The organism is Piscibacillus salipiscarius JCM 13188, from assembly GCF_001311865.1.
In the GTDB taxonomy this organism is placed as follows: domain Bacteria; phylum Bacillota; class Bacilli; order Bacillales; family Alkalibacillaceae; genus Piscibacillus; species Piscibacillus salipiscarius.
This window is the reverse complement of sequence record NZ_BBCD01000031.1, coordinates 16,142-34,992: the sequence shown is the minus strand read 5'-3', so window position 1 is coordinate 34,992 and position 18,851 is coordinate 16,142. Positions and strand designations below refer to the sequence as shown.

Annotated in this window: 16 protein-coding genes and 5 pseudogenes; 6 read left to right on the top strand and 15 right to left on the bottom strand. The window is 33.1% G+C overall.

Annotated features, from left to right (window positions below):
- Positions 1-38: 38 nt before the first annotated feature.
- The 8 genes and pseudogenes from JCM13188_RS15820 to JCM13188_RS15790 all read right to left on the bottom strand — a co-directional run.
- The gene (locus JCM13188_RS15820; protein ID WP_054754890.1) at positions 39-899 is read right to left on the bottom strand and encodes an SLC13 family permease; all 861 of its coding nucleotides are present in this window, start codon (positions 897-899) and stop codon (positions 39-41) included.
- Positions 900-915: 16 nt separating this feature from the next.
- A pseudogene (gene sat, locus JCM13188_RS15815) lies at positions 916-2,074 on the bottom strand (sulfate adenylyltransferase).
- Positions 2,075-2,222: 148 nt separating this feature from the next.
- A pseudogene (locus tag JCM13188_RS15810) lies at positions 2,223-2,744 on the bottom strand (glycosyltransferase); the annotation flags it as partial.
- A gap of 34 nt (positions 2,745-2,778) precedes the next feature.
- The gene (locus JCM13188_RS15805; protein ID WP_054754888.1) at positions 2,779-3,534 is read right to left on the bottom strand and encodes a glycosyltransferase; all 756 of its coding nucleotides are present in this window, start codon (positions 3,532-3,534) and stop codon (positions 2,779-2,781) included.
- Between the two features lie 11 nt (positions 3,535-3,545).
- Complete coding sequence (locus tag JCM13188_RS19755; protein WP_279401984.1) at positions 3,546-3,707, bottom strand: hypothetical protein; 162 nt, start codon at positions 3,705-3,707, stop codon at positions 3,546-3,548.
- Positions 3,708-3,919: 212 nt separating this feature from the next.
- Positions 3,920-4,726: a teichoic acids export ABC transporter ATP-binding subunit TagH gene (tagH, locus tag JCM13188_RS15800; protein WP_054754887.1), complete on the bottom strand. Its 807-nt coding sequence runs from the start codon at positions 4,724-4,726 to the stop codon at positions 3,920-3,922.
- Between the two features lie 18 nt (positions 4,727-4,744).
- Positions 4,745-5,560, bottom strand: coding sequence for an ABC transporter permease (locus tag JCM13188_RS15795; RefSeq protein WP_054754886.1), 816 nt, complete (start codon positions 5,558-5,560; stop codon positions 4,745-4,747).
- Between the two features lie 96 nt (positions 5,561-5,656).
- Positions 5,657-6,799: pseudogene (locus JCM13188_RS15790) on the bottom strand (CDP-glycerol glycerophosphotransferase family protein); the annotation flags it as partial.
- An 811-nt stretch (positions 6,800-7,610) separates the two neighbouring features.
- Here JCM13188_RS15790 and JCM13188_RS15780 point away from each other — a divergent pair.
- The 4 genes from JCM13188_RS15780 to JCM13188_RS15765 all read left to right on the top strand — a co-directional run bounded on the left by JCM13188_RS15780 (position 7,611) and on the right by JCM13188_RS15765 (position 10,922).
- A complete protein-coding gene (locus JCM13188_RS15780; protein WP_279401983.1) occupies positions 7,611-8,111 on the top strand; it encodes an O-antigen ligase family protein in 501 nt (166 codons plus the stop codon).
- A gap of 187 nt (positions 8,112-8,298) precedes the next feature.
- Positions 8,299-8,622 carry a hypothetical protein gene (locus JCM13188_RS15775; protein ID WP_054754882.1) on the top strand — a complete coding sequence of 108 codons (324 nt, stop codon included), beginning with the start codon at positions 8,299-8,301 and terminating at the stop codon, positions 8,620-8,622.
- Positions 8,623-8,651: 29 nt separating this feature from the next.
- Entirely contained in the window at positions 8,652-9,485 is an 834-nt protein-coding gene (locus JCM13188_RS15770) for an SH3 domain-containing protein (RefSeq protein WP_054754881.1), read from the top strand.
- Positions 9,486-9,608: 123 nt separating this feature from the next.
- Positions 9,609-10,922 (top strand): SH3 domain-containing protein, encoded by a 1,314-nt coding sequence (locus JCM13188_RS15765; RefSeq protein WP_054754880.1) that lies wholly within the window; start codon positions 9,609-9,611, stop codon positions 10,920-10,922.
- A gap of 29 nt (positions 10,923-10,951) precedes the next feature.
- Here JCM13188_RS15765 and JCM13188_RS15760 read toward each other — a convergent pair whose 3' ends face one another.
- The 5 genes from JCM13188_RS15760 to JCM13188_RS19750 form a co-directional block, all read right to left on the bottom strand.
- Positions 10,952-11,902 (bottom strand): CDP-glycerol glycerophosphotransferase family protein, encoded by a 951-nt coding sequence (locus tag JCM13188_RS15760; RefSeq protein WP_054754879.1) that lies wholly within the window; start codon positions 11,900-11,902, stop codon positions 10,952-10,954.
- Positions 11,899-12,759, bottom strand: a complete 861-nt coding sequence (locus JCM13188_RS15755; RefSeq protein WP_054754878.1) for a hypothetical protein — start codon at positions 12,757-12,759, stop codon at positions 11,899-11,901. The genes JCM13188_RS15760 and JCM13188_RS15755 overlap by 4 nt, the downstream gene beginning before the upstream one ends.
- Before the next feature lie 109 nt (positions 12,760-12,868).
- Positions 12,869-13,273 (bottom strand): hypothetical protein, encoded by a 405-nt coding sequence (locus tag JCM13188_RS15750; protein ID WP_054754877.1) that lies wholly within the window; start codon positions 13,271-13,273, stop codon positions 12,869-12,871.
- Positions 13,274-13,376: 103 nt separating this feature from the next.
- Positions 13,377-14,060 carry an acyltransferase gene (locus tag JCM13188_RS15745; protein ID WP_279401986.1) on the bottom strand — a complete coding sequence of 228 codons (684 nt, stop codon included), beginning with the start codon at positions 14,058-14,060 and terminating at the stop codon, positions 13,377-13,379.
- 159 nt (positions 14,061-14,219) lie between these two features.
- Positions 14,220-14,384 carry a hypothetical protein gene (locus tag JCM13188_RS19750; protein WP_279401982.1) on the bottom strand — a complete coding sequence of 55 codons (165 nt, stop codon included), beginning with the start codon at positions 14,382-14,384 and terminating at the stop codon, positions 14,220-14,222.
- Between the two features lie 204 nt (positions 14,385-14,588).
- Between JCM13188_RS19750 and tagD the strand changes: the two are divergent.
- A pseudogene (gene tagD, locus JCM13188_RS15740) lies at positions 14,589-14,988 on the top strand (glycerol-3-phosphate cytidylyltransferase).
- Between the two features lie 24 nt (positions 14,989-15,012).
- Here tagD and JCM13188_RS15735 read toward each other — a convergent pair.
- Positions 15,013-16,389 (bottom strand): outer membrane protein assembly factor BamB family protein, encoded by a 1,377-nt coding sequence (locus JCM13188_RS15735; protein ID WP_054754875.1) that lies wholly within the window; start codon positions 16,387-16,389, stop codon positions 15,013-15,015.
- Between the two features lie 597 nt (positions 16,390-16,986).
- Between JCM13188_RS15735 and JCM13188_RS19745 the strand changes: the two are divergent.
- Positions 16,987-17,648: pseudogene (locus JCM13188_RS19745) on the top strand (CDP-glycerol glycerophosphotransferase family protein).
- Positions 17,649-17,758: 110 nt separating this feature from the next.
- Here the strand turns inward: JCM13188_RS19745 and JCM13188_RS15725 are convergent.
- Entirely contained in the window at positions 17,759-18,622 is an 864-nt protein-coding gene (locus JCM13188_RS15725; RefSeq protein ID WP_279401981.1) for an LCP family glycopolymer transferase, read from the bottom strand.
- Positions 18,623-18,851: the final 229 nt, after the last annotated feature.

Here is an 18,851-nt window from a genome sequence, read left to right as displayed (position 1 = left end):
AAGCTTTAGATGTGTTCCAGTTTCCAATTGTAAACCTTTTACTTTTCTAAATCGGCGATTGTTGAAATGAGCCCAGTAAAAATCAGCCGGTCTCCAGTACGTATAACCGTTCCTGGTTCAACAGGTGATACAATTTCATTATTTCTAATGATTTCAATTAGAAATAAGCCCTTTAAGTCACGTAAGCCTGCTTTTTTAACTGATTGATTGATATGCGGAAAATCATTCATGACTGTAAGCTCTGCTATGTATTCTCGTGTGTCGTCTTTCATTTTATCCTGAAAGGTTTTATATGCTGGTAGAATTCTTGGTGCGATTGTGGTCAAATAAATAAGACCAACTATTGTAATGGGTATTCCTACTACGGCTAATTGAAAGAAAGAGAACCCTTCATAACCAAATTCCTTTAACATACCATGAACCACTAAGTTGGTGGAAGTTCCCATTAAAGTAATCGTACCACCAAGGATCGTAATATATGATAAAGGGATTAATAGCTTCGAAGGTGCGATACCTTTCTCCTGGCACCATCTTCTTAATACAGGTGTAAATGTCACCACTATGGGTGTATTGTTAAGAAAAGCAGAAAATACGGATAAGGGCGCAAAAAACTTCCCTGTAATTCCAGACATGGAACGTGTATTTTCTAGCCACTTTTTCATCAAGCGATCAATGATGCCACTTTTCTTAACAGCCCCAGCGACGACGAATAATAAGGCAATCGTTAGCATTCCTTCATTCGAAAAGCCTTTAAGAGCCTCTTGTGGCGTTAAAATACCTAGTAGTAATAATACAGTTAATGCTGTAAAAACAACCATGTCAGGCCTGGCTACTTCAAAGAGTAGCCCGACCAACATGGCTAAAGTTACGACTAAGACAATAGTCATTTCTATAGTCATTGGGATAATTCCCCTTTTATGCTTGCTGCATTCCTTTAATCAATACATCAGCAACTTCTGGTCTAGAGAATTCTTTTGGAGGTCTCTCTCCATTTCTTAACATTTCGCGTACTTTCGTTCCGCTTAAATGTACATGGTTCTCTTTATCATGAGGGCATGTCTTAGCTGATGCCATGTTCTCACAAACCGTGCAATAGAACGCATGCTCAAATTTGAAGATGGTCATACCTAATTCATCCTCAAATTGCTCAATTAATGTCTGTGCATCGTATGTGCCGTAGTAATCGCCTACACCAGCGTGGTCACGGCCAACAATGAAGTGTGTACAACCATAGTTCTTACGTACAATCGCATGTAAAATAGCTTCTTTTGGTCCTGCATAACGCATAGCGGCAGGGTAAATAACTAAACGGACGCGATCTTCAACGTAGTAATTTTTTCAAGATAACTTGATAACTTTCCATACGGACGTCTGCTGGAATGTCATCTGATTTCGTTTCACCCACTAATGGGTTTAGTAATAAACCGTCAACTGCTTCTAGTGCTGTTTTTTGAATATGTTCATGAGCACGGTGTACAGGGTTACGAGTTTGGAACCCAACAATTGTTTTCCAACCTAAGTCTTTAAACATTTGACGCGTTTCTTTAGGGTCCATATAGAAATCCGTAAATTCACCATGATCTGGGCGATTTAATAATGTAATCGGCCCACCTATGTAGATATCTCCACGTTCATAAAGCTTTTTAACCCCTGGATGTGCTTCATCTGTTGTGCCATAAACATTTTTAGCTTCTAATTCTTTGTTAGCTTCAAAGGTTTCTTCAACTGTTAACGTTGCATAAACGACACCGTCTTGACCTTTAAGAGCAACCTTTTCGCCAACTTCAAATTCATTCGCTTTCTCTTTTGACACTGATAGAGTAATTGGAATGCTCCATACAGTTCCGTTTGCTAAACGAGTGTTATTGATTACACTCTCATAATCCTCTTTCCCCATAAAACCTGTAAGTGGGCTAAAGCCTCCAATACCGATTAACTCAATATCTGAGATTTCCCAATTATTTACTTCTAATGTTTTAAGGCTTTTAGCTTCTTCTAAAGCCTTTTCTCGATCTGCACCAATGACTTCACGGTTGACTAATTCTCCTCCGTGAGCTTCTATGAGTTGCGTCATAATCTACCTCCTAGTCTTTAATCCATGTTGATTATATCTTTTAAGTATACCGTTGTAAATTATAGCATAAAATTGTCGATTTTTCTTTTGAATTTAAAAAATCCCCCATCAAATGGAGGATTTAAGATTATAGAATTTTTAAGCTTATCTATAAAAAATTATTGTTAGGCCTTCCTAATAGTTCAGACCAATTATTAATAAACCTTTCTTCGCTATATTTCTTAGGAACTCTGGGGTTAAAATCATTTCGTTTGGCTGTTTTTAAAATATGGCTAGTCAGATCTTCAATGTTGTTTGGTTCAACTAGGTACCCTGACTCATCATCTACGATCATCTCAGAAGGGCCATATTTAATATCGTAACTAATAACAGGGCACCCATTATTTAAACTTTCTAAAATTGTCAACCCTAACCCTTCAAATCCACTAGTAAATAATGAACAATGAGCACTTTGGAATACTAAGTCGGGTTCATTCGTACGGCCTTTCAGCTCTATACGATTTTCCATGTTCAATTCTTTTATTAGTTTATTTAATTTGCGTTCTTCTTCTCCATCACCATAGATTTCTAAATATATATTAGGGTTTGAAGAAGAAGCTTTAGCGAATGCCCTTATCGCATGATCAATTTGCTTCCCAGGATGCAACCTACTTACAATAACAAATTTATTTGGGTCTCTGTTTGTTTTTTGTCAATAGTTTCATTTAACTTAATGCTGTGGGGGATTGTAACAGTGTTAGCTGTATAATCACAAATTTTTCCCAATTCTCTTTTTGACCTTCAGTTAGAAAAACCATGTAATCTATGTGCTTAGAATAATCTAACAAGTACCGATAAGCTCCCCTAACTTCACTTGTATCTTCTAATTTGTGAAATGTGGAGTGTTGAACTGCTATCTTCTTCACGTTATCAGTATTCATCTCTATTAAAGCTTGATCCAAATTCCTAGCATCAGAAATTACTTGACTGTTTGGTTGAATAATTTTCTCAAAGCAAAACTTATAAAAATCACTTTCACTATCAAAGAAGTACGTCTCATCCTTATCAAAATAAACTACAGAAGTAACCGTGTTATTTGGGTCACCTTTAAACAAACGATTAACGTATGCATTACCATCTTTCTTGAACATTATTTCTTGAGTTTTATTTAAAGTATTTTGTTTATAATAAATCTTTCTATGAAGATAACCTTCTTGATCAAATTCTTCTCTTTTAATTCTTTTAGATGAATTAGGAGACATATAGTCAATAAATTTCAAGTTTTTATTTGGATGGTTAAAACGCTTGTACATCTCATACACACCATCTTTGAAATATCTGTACGTTCTCTTCTTACCCTCTACTTTATGAACAGTGTATCCTTGCATTTCAGTCTTATGGTTAATGATAGGGTATTTCTTTTTCTTTTGATCACTCTTTAAAAAATCATAAATATTAATAAAATCAACAGATTTAGGCACAAAGTTTGAGTCTAAATAATGTTGATATATGTCTTCATAGTCATTGTTATAATTTGTGGTAACCAATGTAAATTTATAATTTTCTTTTCAACTAGTAACTTTGTACGTTTTAATAATGCTTTCGTTCTACCACCAAATGTTGGAGGAAGAGTTGTCGTCACAACATAATTCATAATTAACCCTTCTTTCTATGTTCTATGCTAGTTATAATTATCATGATGAAAGAATATTTATAATTCATTTATACCCTGTAATAATCATAAGTATTCAAGTATAAAATTAAATCCTATAAATGAACTAATTTCCATTACAATGTGTTTACAATTAAATTAAATTCATTAATGCTCTTACTTCTTACTCATAAAACATAAAAAAACACAGCCAATTAGCTGTGTTTTTGACGTTTGCTGCGTTTTTTAGCAGCCTTCTTTTGAAATTTTTTCTTTTCTTTTTTAGTCATATTCTTATAATTATCGAGGAAGGCTTCATACTCATCTAATACTTCGCCAGCTTGACCAAACATCTTAACTTCTCCGAACTCTAACCACAATGCTTTTTCACAAAAAGATCTCATTTGTCCTATTGAGTGACTAACGAAAAACATTGTTTTCCCAGCCTCTTTAAATTCCATCATTTTAGCTAGACTTTTTTCTGCGAAGGCCTTATCTCCAACTGAGAGTGCTTCATCAATGATTAGAATGTCTGGGTCAACATTTACAGAAATTGAGAAACCTAACCTTGATTTCATACCACTTGAATAAGATTTCACAGGTTGATCGATAAACTCTCCAAGCTCTGAGAATTCTATTATTTCCTCTTCCAACTCACTGATTTCCTTTTTATTAAACCCGAGCATCAAGAGCTTTAGTTCAATGTTTTCTCGACCTGATAATTTTCGATCCAACCCGATATTCACGGCAATTAATGCTGCCTGTCCATTCACTGTGACTTCTCCAGATGTTTCTGGGATAACACCGGCAATTATATTGGATAACGTAGACTTACCAGACCCATTCACTCCCACAAACCCTATAATATCTCCTTTTTCTGCTTCAAAAGAGACATCCCTTAAAGCAAAAAATTCTTTCCCATATGATTTGCGTGGAATTAATAAATCTTTTAATCTTTCTAACTTACGACCATAAAGCTTATACCTTTTAGATACATTTCTTACAATTACGGACTTTTCCATTTTTGTCACACCCATTTATTAAATAAAGTCTACAAAGTGTCTTCTGAACTTCACATGTAAAGCTGCACCAATGATAAATAAGACAATCACTAACGACCAGAAATACAGTGAGTACTGCCAATTATCAATAAAATACCAACCTTGACCTAAGATTGCTCTACGATACCCTTCTATAATGTAATAAAAAGGATTTAGCTTCATAATAGTAACAATCATAGGAAATTTATCACCTAATATTTGTGGTGGCCACAATATTGGTGATAGATATAACAACATTCTCATAACGGATTGAATTAATTTTTGAACGTCCTGAACGATTGTCGCTAAAGTAGAAGTTATGAGTGTGATGCTAAATAATGCTGCTAATGCTCCAAACATGTAAATTGGTAGCTGTAAATAATAAATATTAACCGTATAACCTAAAAATTGCATCACAATTATAACGATTCCTAACAATAATAAATGCGGATAGAATTGTGCAAAAACCATATAGTTAGGAATAACACTCATCGGAAAATTCATTTTAGAGAGTATTTTAATCTTAGAAAATATCGATTTTGTACCTTTTAAGATTCCTTGGCTGATCATAAACCAAACAACAATTCCGGCTAACATCCAATGGAAGAAATCAACACCTGCAATTGGTGCTTTCCCCCTTAAACCAAAACCAAAAACAAACCAATATATTGCGATTTGAATAGCAGGCTGAATTACTTCCCAAGCCATACCCAGGTAATTAGCCGAAGCATTGCTTTTTAACTCATAAACAGAAAGTCTTCTAACTAAATAAAAATATTTAAACTGTTCTTTTAACACAGTCATTGCTGCACGCATACTATTCCTACTTTCCGTATTCAAAAGAAAATTTCATAAAACAAACAACCTGTATTATCTTATATTTTCAGGTACAATGCAAGGTCTTGAATGTTACTATTTCTTGTAGAATGTATTAACAACTTGTTCTGCAGATCTACCATCCTCTAAATAGCAGAACTTCTTATAAAACTGTTCAAAATGTTCAGCAGGCTCATCTTGCTCGGCATATTCCTGAATTTCTTTTAGCACTTCATCTGTAGTTCTAGTAAGTGGGCCAGGAGCATTTTCTTCTAGGTTGAAATAAAAGCCTCTTAGCTGATCTTTATATTTTTCCAAATCATAAACATAAAAGATCATCGGCCTTCTCAGATTTGCGTAATCAAAGAACACAGATGAGTAATCCGTAATTAACATATCAGATATCACATACAGTTCACGGATATCTAAGTGATTCGAGACATCATAGGCGAACCCTTCAAAACTCGATAGTTCGATATTCTCAGCGATTAAATAATGCATGCGCAATAATATCACATAGTCATCGCCAATTGTTGATTTCAGTTTATGTAAATCTAATTTAATATCGAATTTATATTGGCCAACTCTATAGTACTCATCATCTCTCCAAGTTGGTGCATATAGTATGACTTTCTTGTCTGCAGGAATGTTTAATTGTTTTTTAATCGTATCAACATCGTTTTTTGTATGGTTAATGAGAAAGTCGTTTCTCGGATACCCGCTTTCAATCATATGCCCTTTATAATCGAATGCTCGCTTGAAAATCTCTGTGGAATAAGCATTCGGAGACACTAAATAGTCCCAATTTTTAGCTTCATTCACAAAGTTTCTTTTATATTTTTCTGTGGTTGTTCCTGGCATTCGAACTTCTTCTATATCTGTGCCTAATCGTTTTAAAGGTGTTCCATGCCAAGTCTGTATGTACTGCGTTTTTTTAGGTTTAGGTAACCAGTTAGGTAATCTAACGTTATTCACCCAATATTGAGCTCTAGGCATTAACCAAAACCACTTTGGTGTAAATCTCTGAACAAAAGGTAGATTCAATTCTTCAAACAACCTAGTATACCTACGATCCACACTCCAAATTAATCTTGCTTCTGGATGGTGCTTTTTCATATATTCATAAATGGCTCTAGGGCTATCGCTATATTGTTTACCATGGAAGCTTTCAAAGATAACTAAATTATGTTTTTTGGGTAAGAGCCCTACTATTTTAAAGATAATTCGATATATTTTTGAGCTTTCTTTCCACGCATAAATTTCCTAATGAGTCTCTTCATATTATTCTCCTTCATTTACAGGCTTTCAATTTAAACATATAAAAATTATAATATAAAATGCGAATGAATAAAAAGGAGTTATTAATCATGTTGCCCTACAATAAAGAAATGAACTTTCTTCAATACTTTGGTCTATTACTATTTCCTATATTATTAATCAATTTATTAGAAATTAGTAGTTTCCCTGGTGATGTTAAAGATGTTGGCCGTTTTACCATAGAGTACGTTTTATATTTAAGTGCTATTATACTTCTCATATATACCATTATTTACTTCGGCAAGTTATACAATAACTTAATAAAATTCAAACACATTTATTTTAGTTTAGGTATATTGGGAGTAATTTATCTCATTAGCCATTTTCAAAATGAAAATTATGTTGAAAATACAACTTTATTATATTTATTTCTTACATTTACTTTAACGATTATCTTCATAAATGTTCAATGGACTCCAAATCATGTTGTATCTTTTGGGCACATCGTTAACTTTTTTGTATTATTTTTATTTCTACATTGGTTTGTATTAGATTTTCCGATCGGTAAATTTAAAAGTGTTTTTTGGAACCCTAATGGTTTAGGGATCGCAACGTTTTGCTTACTCTTTTTCCAAATCATTGCAATTAAATATGTTCATTTTGGATTTAAAATTTACTTTATGATTTTTATTTTAATGAACCTTATAGTATTATACTCAACGACATCAAGAGCCGTATTTTTAGCACTAATTCTAGTATTAGCTCCATGCTCACATATAAGCTCTTCAATTCAATGTTCTCAAAGCTTTATTTTGTTGTGCTTCCTTTTGTATTAATTTTTGTTTATTTTTACGTAACATTAGTTAATACGTCATTTGGCAAACAACTTAATGAATTATCTCTCAAGTATTTTTCTAAAAGCTTTTTTTCAGGTAGAAGTGAATTATGGGAAGCTATTTGGCAGGTTGGACTAAAACAGCCTATTTTTGGACATGGTATAGGCTTACAACCAAAAGAAGTTACTGAGTTTACTTTATCTTCTCATAATCAATACTTACAAGTTTTTCTTGAAACTGGTTTTCTCGGTCTAATCGCCTTTTGTATATTATTATTTTTCATATGGAAAGCGCTACTTAAAAATAGCCATACATATGTTGGTGCATGGTCCGCCTGCTTTTTCATCGGCATTCTTTTTTACCAAAGTATGGAATACAGTCTCTTTATCAATAATCTATCCTTAAGCTATCTCCAGTGGTTAATTATTACTATTGGAATCAGTTTTAATGAAAGATAACAAACATTAAAACTAGTTAAAAATAAGGATGTAAAAATTACATTTCTATGATATTCTATTACAAGTAGATTTATGTCGATATTTGGAGGTGGTTTAAAGGATCACGAATCTACTAATCTATTATTTTACACTCTACAAACAAATGCCTAACCTCATTAATTATTAACAATAATGGGGGAATCATCAATTGACACACAAGAAACACCTTAAATGGTTAGTTGTTTTAACTTCAGTTGTCTTGTTTTTTGGTTTATTTAATGCTTCTGCAAAAACTTTAGAAGCAGATAGTTCGGCCTTAGAAGGTGTTGCATTAAAAGATCCTACCCACATCTATCAATCTACTAGTCGGGATTCAAAAACTCTTAAAACATATGATAAAGGATCTATATTGCTTTATTTTACACACACTTCAAATTGGTATAAAGCCATAGTTTTTGTAGATGGAGATCGTCATACTGGGTACATTCACTCCTCAGACGTTGATACAGCAACAGACAATCCTAAAATTTAAAAGGATTAGCTCTTAAAGATAACACCCATATGTATCGTGAAGCCTCTAGAAATCTAGGAACAGCTAAATCCTATCCACAAGGACATTTATTATACTATGAGACTTACACAAGTGACTGGTATAAGGCTTTTGTATACAACAATGGTAAACGCCAATATGTATACATAAATAAGAATGACGTTGAAAACATAGTAAAAAATCAAGAACAATTAAAAGGCGTTGCTTATAAAGAGCCAACAAAAATTTACTCGTTAGCTAGTAAAGATTCAAAAGTCTTAAAGTCTTATGATAGTGGAAATATCTTGTATTATAAAACCTTATCTTCTAATTGGTATGAAGCTTTAGTTTACATTAATGGCAAAGCAACTACAGGATATATTTTTCATGGTGATGTTGATAATCTAGTAAACAATCAAACTTCAGTCAGAGGTATTGCTAAGGATCGAACTCCTATTTATGCTGACCCATCGACTCACTCAAATGTTCTTAAATCATATGGAACAGGTTCAACATTACTTTATAAGACTTTCTCAGGTCATTGGTATGAAGCTATAGTATATGTTAATGGTCAGCGTCGAACTGGTTATATTCACAAAAGCGATGTTGAAACAAAGCTAAATGAACAAACAACTTTACGTGGGATTGGAACAAAAGACCGCACTAAAGTTTACTCTAGATTATCCAGAGATGGGAATGTATTAAAGTCATATGCGGAAGGTTCCGTACTTTGGTACACAACCCTAACTGATAACTGGCACGAAGCCATTGTATATGTGAATGGCAAGCGTCGTACTGGATACATTCATGTTAATGATGTTGAAAATGCATTTAAAAACAGGAGTCATTACAAGGTGTCGGTATAAAAAGCCCTACTAAAATATACAGTCGTGCTTCTCGTTCTTCCAATGTATTAAAATCATATAGCAAGAACACACATCTACTATTCAAGACTTTTTTCTGATTCTTGGTACGAGGCTTTAGTTTATGTGAATGGTAAGAGGAAAAATGGCTACATTCATGTTAATGATGTCAGCACAGAAAAAGTTCAAGAAGAAGAAACCGAATATGACGCTGCATTTGAAGATTTAGTGGACGTCTGGATGAGCAAAAGCCCTCAAATTTGGGACGATGGTGGATTTAGAAATGCCACAAGAGATGAAGTACAATACTATGCTGATCCAGAAAACTTCCAAGATCGTAATGCAGATAATTTCTTCCAGTATTTAGTTTTATCGCAACCAGCCGGCTTAAAGGCTAAGGAAGTTAATAATAAGATTCTATATGATAAAGGAATCTTAAGAGGAACAGGAGCCTCATTCATTCAGGCTGGTGAAACCCACTCAATGAATGAAGTTTACTTATTAGCACATGCACTTCATGAAACTGGTAACGGTACAGCTAAACTTTCTACTGGAGTAGGTATCGATACTGATACGAAAAATCCAACGGTCATTAAAGATACTGGAGATCCAAAAGTTGATCATGTTGTTTATAACATGTACGGCATTGGAGCAAATGATAACTGTGCATTAGAATGTGGTGCTCTTTACGCATATGAACAAGGTTGGTTTACTCCTGAAGAAGCGATTGTCGGTGGTGCTAAATTCATCTCTGTCAATTATATTCAAGCAGGACAAGACACTCTTTATAAAATGCGTTGGAATCCAGATAGCCCTGGTGACCACCAATATGCTACAGATGTAAACTGGGCACTTGCACAAACTTACCGTATAGCTGATTTATACGCCCTAATCAATAACTATGTACTATTTTTCGATATACCTGAGTATACTGGTACTTCTAGTGGTGGTTCCGGTGATGATGGATCGAACGATTCAGGTAATAGTTTAGTAGCTTATCCTGAAGGTGTAGAAGGTACCACAAGTTCTGGTGGAGACAACCTTAACTTAAGAAGTAAGCCTTCAACTAGTTCATCTGTTATTGATAGTATTCCTGACGGTAGTAAGGTACAAGTCTTAGGATATGCTACAGGCGATACGGTTAATGGTAATAACACTTGGTATAAAGTCATCTTTGATGGCAATCAAGGTTGGGCACATAGTGATTTTGTAGAGTTAGATAATTTATTACAGGTTAAAGAAGTTGATCCTCACTTAAATATCCGTAAATCTCCAGATACAAATTCTGATGACATTGGTTCATTAGAAAGTTCGCAATTTGTAGCTGGTGTGCTAAATAAGGGTAACTTAGTTACAGATAACGGATGGTATAAAGTCTATATTCCTGGAACATCTGATACTGGATGGGTTCACGGTGACTTTATAAATGAAAGAAAATAAAAATTCGGGGCATTGATGCCCCGAATTTTTTATGCATTATTTACTACTTTATATACTCTTTTTGAATTAAGACGATCTTGAGATTTAAACAATTTATTCTTAACCTCGCCTAAATCTTTTCTTTCTTTCAAATCGTTTTCCAAATAATACTTTATTCGGTTAATTAACTCTTCATTCTCTTTAACAATATCTCCTATGAAAGTATGTTCAGGAGCACGTAATATACCATTTTCAAAAAACTTATCAAAATCAAAATGATAGAATATAACAGGTCTGTTCAAATAGTTGAAGTCAATCGAAACAGATGAATAATCAGTAATTAATAATCCATGGTTTAAAAGCAATTGTTGAACGCTTTTTTCCCCTAACTCAACTAAATGAATGTTCTTGTGATAGTCCTGACTAAAATATTTAATATAAGGTTGAACTCTATAATGAGGATAAAAATTTAGTTCCACATTATGCTCTTCCAACAGATGATGCAGTTTAGGATCTGATAACAAATGGTGATAGCGACTAAAATACTCCGAATTCAAAAACTTCCTTTCATTATTAAGCCAATATCTCCATGTAGGCATCAACAAAATTGATTTTTGATTCGTACCTTTATAATCATATAACCCATCAAAACGAGTAAGACCAGTTACCTTTACTTCTTTAGGTTTATAACCCATTTCATTTGTCACTAACTGTTTTTCATCATCTGAACTTACAATAAACCTATGAAAAGGATATTGATAATCACTCTTATAATATTCAACTTTCCTTCTTCCAAGGACACCATGCTGTAAGAAAATTCTTTTTCCTAATTTATAAGATGAAAATTCAATGGCTTTCATAGGGAGAAAATATTCAATCTCATGTGAACCAATAAATTTTTTCGCAATGGCACTTAATCTAAAATGTTTGAAGGAACCATATTTGATGACTTTTCTATAAGGTTTAAGGTTTTTTACGTCTTTAGAGTTCGAATCAATCACGTAATAGACTTTTTTCTTGGATGGTGTTCGCGGCAATACTTAAAGAAGTAGTACCCCGTATCTTGTGCTGTATCATAACGCTCACCTACTAACCATACATCTTGATGTTTAAAAAGTTTCCTGTCTAAATCCTGAAAATACCTTAAATACAAATGCTTTAATAAACTAATAGAAAATATCTGTAGCTTAAGATTTCCAGAAGGAGTATTTGTTAGGTAAAAATAATTAAATGTTGATTTATCTCTAATAATGCCTTTACCTAATACACCGTCTTTGTAAAATTGATAATTTTCTTCTCCAAGTTTTCTCTCTATAAAATAATGGTCATTAGAGTAACGAATATATAAATCCAATATAGGTTGCTTGTCCGAGTTAAAAATAAATAAATGTTTTAGACTTATACTACAGTAAAATTCATTTCCATTATAATCAGGCTGGAATTTAACCTTTTGATTAGAGTACCTTTGTTTAATAATAATCTCTTTCTTAAACCTTTGAGAATTTAATTCATTTATAAAATAAGAGTTGCCCCTTAATTCCAATCTATGATTATTCAATTCAAAGGATTTTACATCTCTCATAATCTTTAATCTTTCTATTTTTACAGATAAGTTTTCATTTACTGTCTGGTATAAGCATATATAATACGGATAATCTGTAAATAAATATGAAGTCTCTGCTTCAAAACTTCCTTCATCTATTTGCAAGCGTATTAGATGCTCATTACTTAATTCTAAATAAGCATGCCACTTATCGGGTTCAATGCTATCACGAGTAAATTTAGTGTAATCTAAATTTGATTTAATCATGTATAAAGATTGAATACTTGATTCCTGCATTTCTACTGGAAATTCCAAATACTCTTCTTCGCCATTTCTTTTAAGTTTTAGCTTGATAGAATCTAAGTCAATAAAATCAGGATTTATGATCCTAAAGAATCCTCCTATTGAAACGTTCGTATGTTCCTTAAAATGTTTTAAGGTTTTCTAACTTAACTGTGTCATTTAGAATACTTAATGAAAATGATCCTTTAACTGTTTTATAGGGTTTGATATTCATTAAGCTATTTGTTTTGTTATTATAAAATATATATGATTCTCCTAAAGGTTTTTCATCACTTGTTTTAATTCTATAATGGTTATCTTTATTTTTAATATAGAAATCCCAAGTACTTTGATTAAACATACTTAGGTTTAATTTATAAGTGAAATTAGAAGTCTGATCTATATAATATTCCTCTTGTGTCTCACGATTTATGACTAATAATTGTTCAGTACGTTCTTTAAAATCTATTTCTATCATTAAATGATGATTATCAAATGATATGTTACTTATTTTTGGGGATGATTTTTCAATATTAGACGCTTTCATAGCAACCTCCAAGTATTAAATACATTCCGATATTATTATAACAAACTACACTCTTATAAGCTTATAAAACAGAACTTTTCGAGCGCTCAAATAATTTATACATTTACACTAACTTTTTTAACACCGGAATTCTACTTAATAACTTTGCTATTAATATACTAAAAATAGTAGCTAAAACTAAAGTTAGTAATATATTTAATAATGTCGGTAATTGATTTACTGAGAAGTTGAACAGACTTTCTAACTCTTCCGATCTTAATAGGTCAATGAAGATCGGATGTATTAAATAAATTCCAAAACTATACTTTGACAATTTTGCAATGACATTCGAAACTTTATTGGAATCATGATTTTTCATATAAAGAAATAATGCACCAGCTGCAATGGGAGTCGTAAACGATAAATACTCGTAAAAGACTTGATTTAAATCATTTTGCAAGCTGCTTACATACCATGTTCCAATAATCGTTACAAATATAGCCAAAGCCCCCATCAAGTAAATGAGTCTTGAGTATTTAATTTCAAACTTTGCCATATAATAGCCCAACAATAAAAAGCTGCCGTAACCCAAGAAATACTCAAATCCTACTGGAGCTTTAATGCCATATATTTTATCGACAGTTGTTGCTACTGCACTAATCCCAAATGAAACAAGAATAACATACAAGATTTCTTGCCTCTTAGCATGCCTTACAAACACCCTAAATAACGGCAGTGCAAGGTACAATCCAATAGCTGCATATAAATACCACAAATGATACTTGGCATCATTGGAATATAAATCAATTAATCCTTCTTTAAACGAAAAATCGTTAAAACCAAACCTTAAATCCCAAAACGAATAAAAAGAACGACCATATGACTAAAGGAATTAACAATTTGACTACTCGTTTATTTAGAACAGTCTTCACAGGTTCTTCTCGGTCTAGTAGTAGCATCCCGCTAATCATAAAAATATTGGAACGCACCATCTGGCACTGCCGTCTATAAAGTTTCCAGTCCACCAACCTAGTGAACCAATTTCTTCATTAATCACAAACGTCATAGTTGAATGAATAAGTACAACTGCTAATATGGCGTATGCTCTTAATTTTACTACGTAATTTATCAACCTTAATCACCTTACTTCATAATACATACCCTATTTAATAACCCTTATTTATAAAACAAAACTGAATATGATTATTTTTAATCATGTTATAATGTTTGATATAATTCTGTAATTGTGATTTAATTTGCTTAATCGACAACAAATGATAAAATTAAAGGTAATATTTATGAAAAGACACCAGTGGATTTTAGGAGGAGTATTGAAATGAAAAAAGTATTAACCTACGGGACTTTTGATTTACTACACGTAGGACATATAAATTTACTTAAACGTGCTAAAGCATTGGGTGATTACCTAATTGTTGCTGTTTCTACAGATGAATTTAACGCGATTAAAGATAAAAAGGCTTATTATAGTTATGAGGATCGTAAATACATTTTAGAAGCTGTTAAGTACGTAGATGAGGTCATTCCTGAAAAGGATTGGGGTCAAAAAAGTGAAGGATGTTCAAAAGCATGATGTTGATCTTTTCGTTATGGGACATGACTGGGAAGGCGAATTTGATTTCTTAAAAGACTACTGTGAAGTTGTCTACTTACCACGTACAGAAGGCATTTCAACTACAAAAATTAAGGAAGATTTAAATACGATTGATTCAAAATAAGGAGACGGGCGAGCGCCCATCTCCTTATTTTTTACGTTTCATTATAAAGGCTACAACTGCAATCGCTAAAATGATTAAAACGGCATACCATAAATAATTGTTATCCGCATCAGGAGCTACCTCTTCCTCACTCGTTTCATTAGACTCTGAGGGTTCTTCATCCCCGTTTTGAATTGAATTCACTATATTATTAAGAGGCACGACATAAACATTTGAATCCTGACTACCTACAATTAGTGTATCATTGATGATAATTGGACCTGATGGAGCTAATGTGCCGCCTAGCTCTTTAGAATTTAACAGTTCACCTGTTTCAGCATCTAAGGCATTCACTACTCCAACAGTGTTGGTAAAGTATACGATTCCATCTTTAGCTACAGGCGGTGCTTTCATGACCTCATCTTTAAATGTCCATAACCTTTCACCCGTCTTAAGATCATAGGCGTAGAATGTCTTAGTAATTGGGCTTCCTACATATACGTTGCCTTCGTAAATAATAGGTGCTCCGGATTTATTATTTTTAACCATATCGCCTTTTCCAAAGCTATCTTCCCAATTGATTTCTCCAGTTTCAGTGTCTAATGCATAAATTTTATGGTTTGGATCTTCATAACTTCCTTCTACAGCTGTCGTAATCGCAATATTATCTGAAACCGCAACAGGAACATCATCAAGCCCAGCGACGACATCTTTAAATGGAGTTTTCCATTTAATTGAGTCATTTTCTAAATCGTAGGCATAGAACATATATGGCTTAGGTCCACTTCCACCAACATACAGAGTATCACCCGTAATGTTAGGGGACGACATACTAACTGTTGAGCCTAACTCTTCTTGATGTACCTGTTCGCCTGTTTCGGCGTCAATTTTATAAAGGTGCTTGTCCCCTGTCGCCGCATATACATACCCATCTTTATATGCAGGAGTCGGCATGACTTCACCTTCTGTATTAAACTTCCAAACTTCTTCGCCAGTTTCAGCATCTACTGCTAGCACGCCACTCTCACCAGTTCCTCTTATTCCATTATCCTGAAAATAGCGATTACCAAACCCAACATATAACGTACCTTCATTATAAATCATTTCAGAATGAATCCAGTTAGGCGCTTTACTGTTCCACAACTGTTCACCAGTTGTTAAGTCAAAGGCAAATAGATCCCCAGAATTATGGTTACCTACATATAACTTATTTCCAACTACTACTGGAGTGGCTCTAATTTCATCGGCAGTTTTAAGCTTTAATTCCTCTAATGGTTCTGAACCGTTATCAAATACTGCATTTTTGTCACTGTTTAATCTGTACTGATGCCAGTTATCAGGACCAAATGACTCAGCTAAACTACTGATTGGTAAAATAAAAATTGCGATGATTGTACTAAAAAGAATTAATTTCGATTTCATAATATCCTCCTAATTTGATTTGAGTTCACTTTTTCATTATGATAAGTGTAGTTTATGCTAATATTTTAAACTAAATCATGTTAAAGAAAAGGTGCAAAATGTTTAGAGAGCTATTGGTATTTTTATACCTTATAAATATCAAATTCTGGTTTTTATTTTTAATTTATTGCCATTAAGAGAAAAGACGACATTTGTATCGTCTTTCGGAGATAATATTTATTATACATGGCAGAAGGTTATTGAACTAACAGAACACAAGACTGTTATTTTAAACCAAAATGGACTTAAGAACAATATTGAAAATAATGATAGAACTGTTATTAGAACATTCCATTTACTACAAAGACCTTTTAGCTTCATTAGTGGCATTTACCATTTAGCTACTAGTAAAGTCATTTTTATTGATAATTATTTTGGTTTTTATCGGCTACTAACTTTCGCGATCAGGTGAGGTGTATTCAGCTCTGGCATGCGAATGGGGCTGTTAAAAAAATTCGGTCTAGAAGATCCATCTATACAATTTAGGTCTGAGAACGCCTATAAAAGATTTAAGAAGTATATCAGCGGTTTCATTACGTTGCTGTTGGTTCTGAGAAGATGGAAGGGATTTTTAAAGAAGCGTTTGATGTGAATGACGAATCCTTTATTAGAACTGGGATTCCTAGAACGGATATATTTTACGACCGAAAACTAAAAATAGTTCGACTCAACAGGTTAAAGACTATTTTAATCTACCTGATGACAAAAAGATTATTCTATATGCACCGACATTTAGAGATTCACAACTAAAGCAACACTCGATTAAACTAAATATTAATCAGTTATATCAGGAGCTTAAAGACGATTATATTCTTTTATTACGGCTGCATCCTGCCATCTTAAAAAAGTATAATAATAATTATCCAGATTTTATTATAGATGTATCCGATTATCCTGAAATCAATCATTTACTATTCGTTTCTGATTATCTTATAACGGACTACTCTTCAATTCCTTTTGAGTATAGTTTGTTAAACAAGCCAATGATTTTCTACCCTTATGATTTAGAGGAGTATCGAAAGACAAGAGGTTTTTGGGAGGATTATGAGACATCCATGCCTGGCCCAATTGCGACAACAACGAGCGAGCTAATCGACATTATTTTAAAACATCAATTTGATATGGGTGTCATTAAACAATTCTCTAATGAATGGAATCAATTTAATCATGGTAATTCAAGTACAAAGCTTATTAAAAGAATATATAATGAAAAAAGCTAGCGGAAGGCCGCTAGCTTTTTATTACTTCTCATTCATGTGTTCTTCTAGTAACGTTTGAATGCGCTGTTGTTCCTGGTCTGAGACTCCATAATACCAAATGTCTTCATCTCCTATTTCTCCATCACCCCAGAATCCTTCACCACTAATTTTGCTTTTTCTTTTTCACTAATCGTTCCACGGTAATCGAAAAATAAATCTTTCATTGTATCCATTTTTACATTCGTTTGGACATTCGATCCTAAGGTGTCTAAAATATCACCCACTCTTGTAAAGGATTCAAACGACATACCTTTATCAATTAACGCATCGATAATTTGTTGCTGACGATCGTTACGACCTAAGTCACCATCAGGGTCTTGTTTTCTCATTCTTGAGTAAATAAGTGCCTCTTCCCCATTTAACGTAATTTCGCCTGTAGGGAAGTCATGCCCTCCATGACTAAAGGCCAAATTGTTATTAACGGTTACTCCGCCAACGGCATCTACAGCATCTACTAAGCCTTCCATATTAATACGTCCATAAAAGTGAACCGTTGTATCTAAGAAGTCTTCTACTGTTTGAACAGCTAATTCTGATCCACCAAAAGCGTAGGCGTGGTTAATTTTATCCCCGCCCCTACCTGGAATATTCACATACGTATCACGAGGAATATTAAACATTAACATTTTTTCAGTATCAGGATTTAGCGATAATAAAATCATCGTATCTGAACGTCCTTTTTGGTTTGGACGTTCATCTACGCCTAATAATAAAACATTGATTGTATCATTTTTGTTAAGACGTTTTTCTACTTCTTCCTGCTTTTCACTATCTGATTCAAGTGGTGTATACATTGTCTCAACCGTTTCATTTAATTGATTATATAAATAAATGCCATAAGCAATAAGACCGATTAATAATACACCTAAAATTGTAAAAAATACTTTCTTTTTATTTAACTTTCTTTGTTTTCTTATCTCTTTACGCGTTGTCATAAAAATATCCTTTCATTCGTCAAAATTTCCTAAGTCTCTTTATCTATTATATATCAAATTCATGAGTTATAGAATTAGAATAACATTAAAATACAATGAGAATAATATAATTGTCATTTTGTTTTATTAGCTAAATTTTTTTAGGGGGAGGCAACCAGTTATTGTTATTTCAACAATAACTGGTAATTTTATACCTATAATAATTAGACGTATTTAACTGAAAAATGTT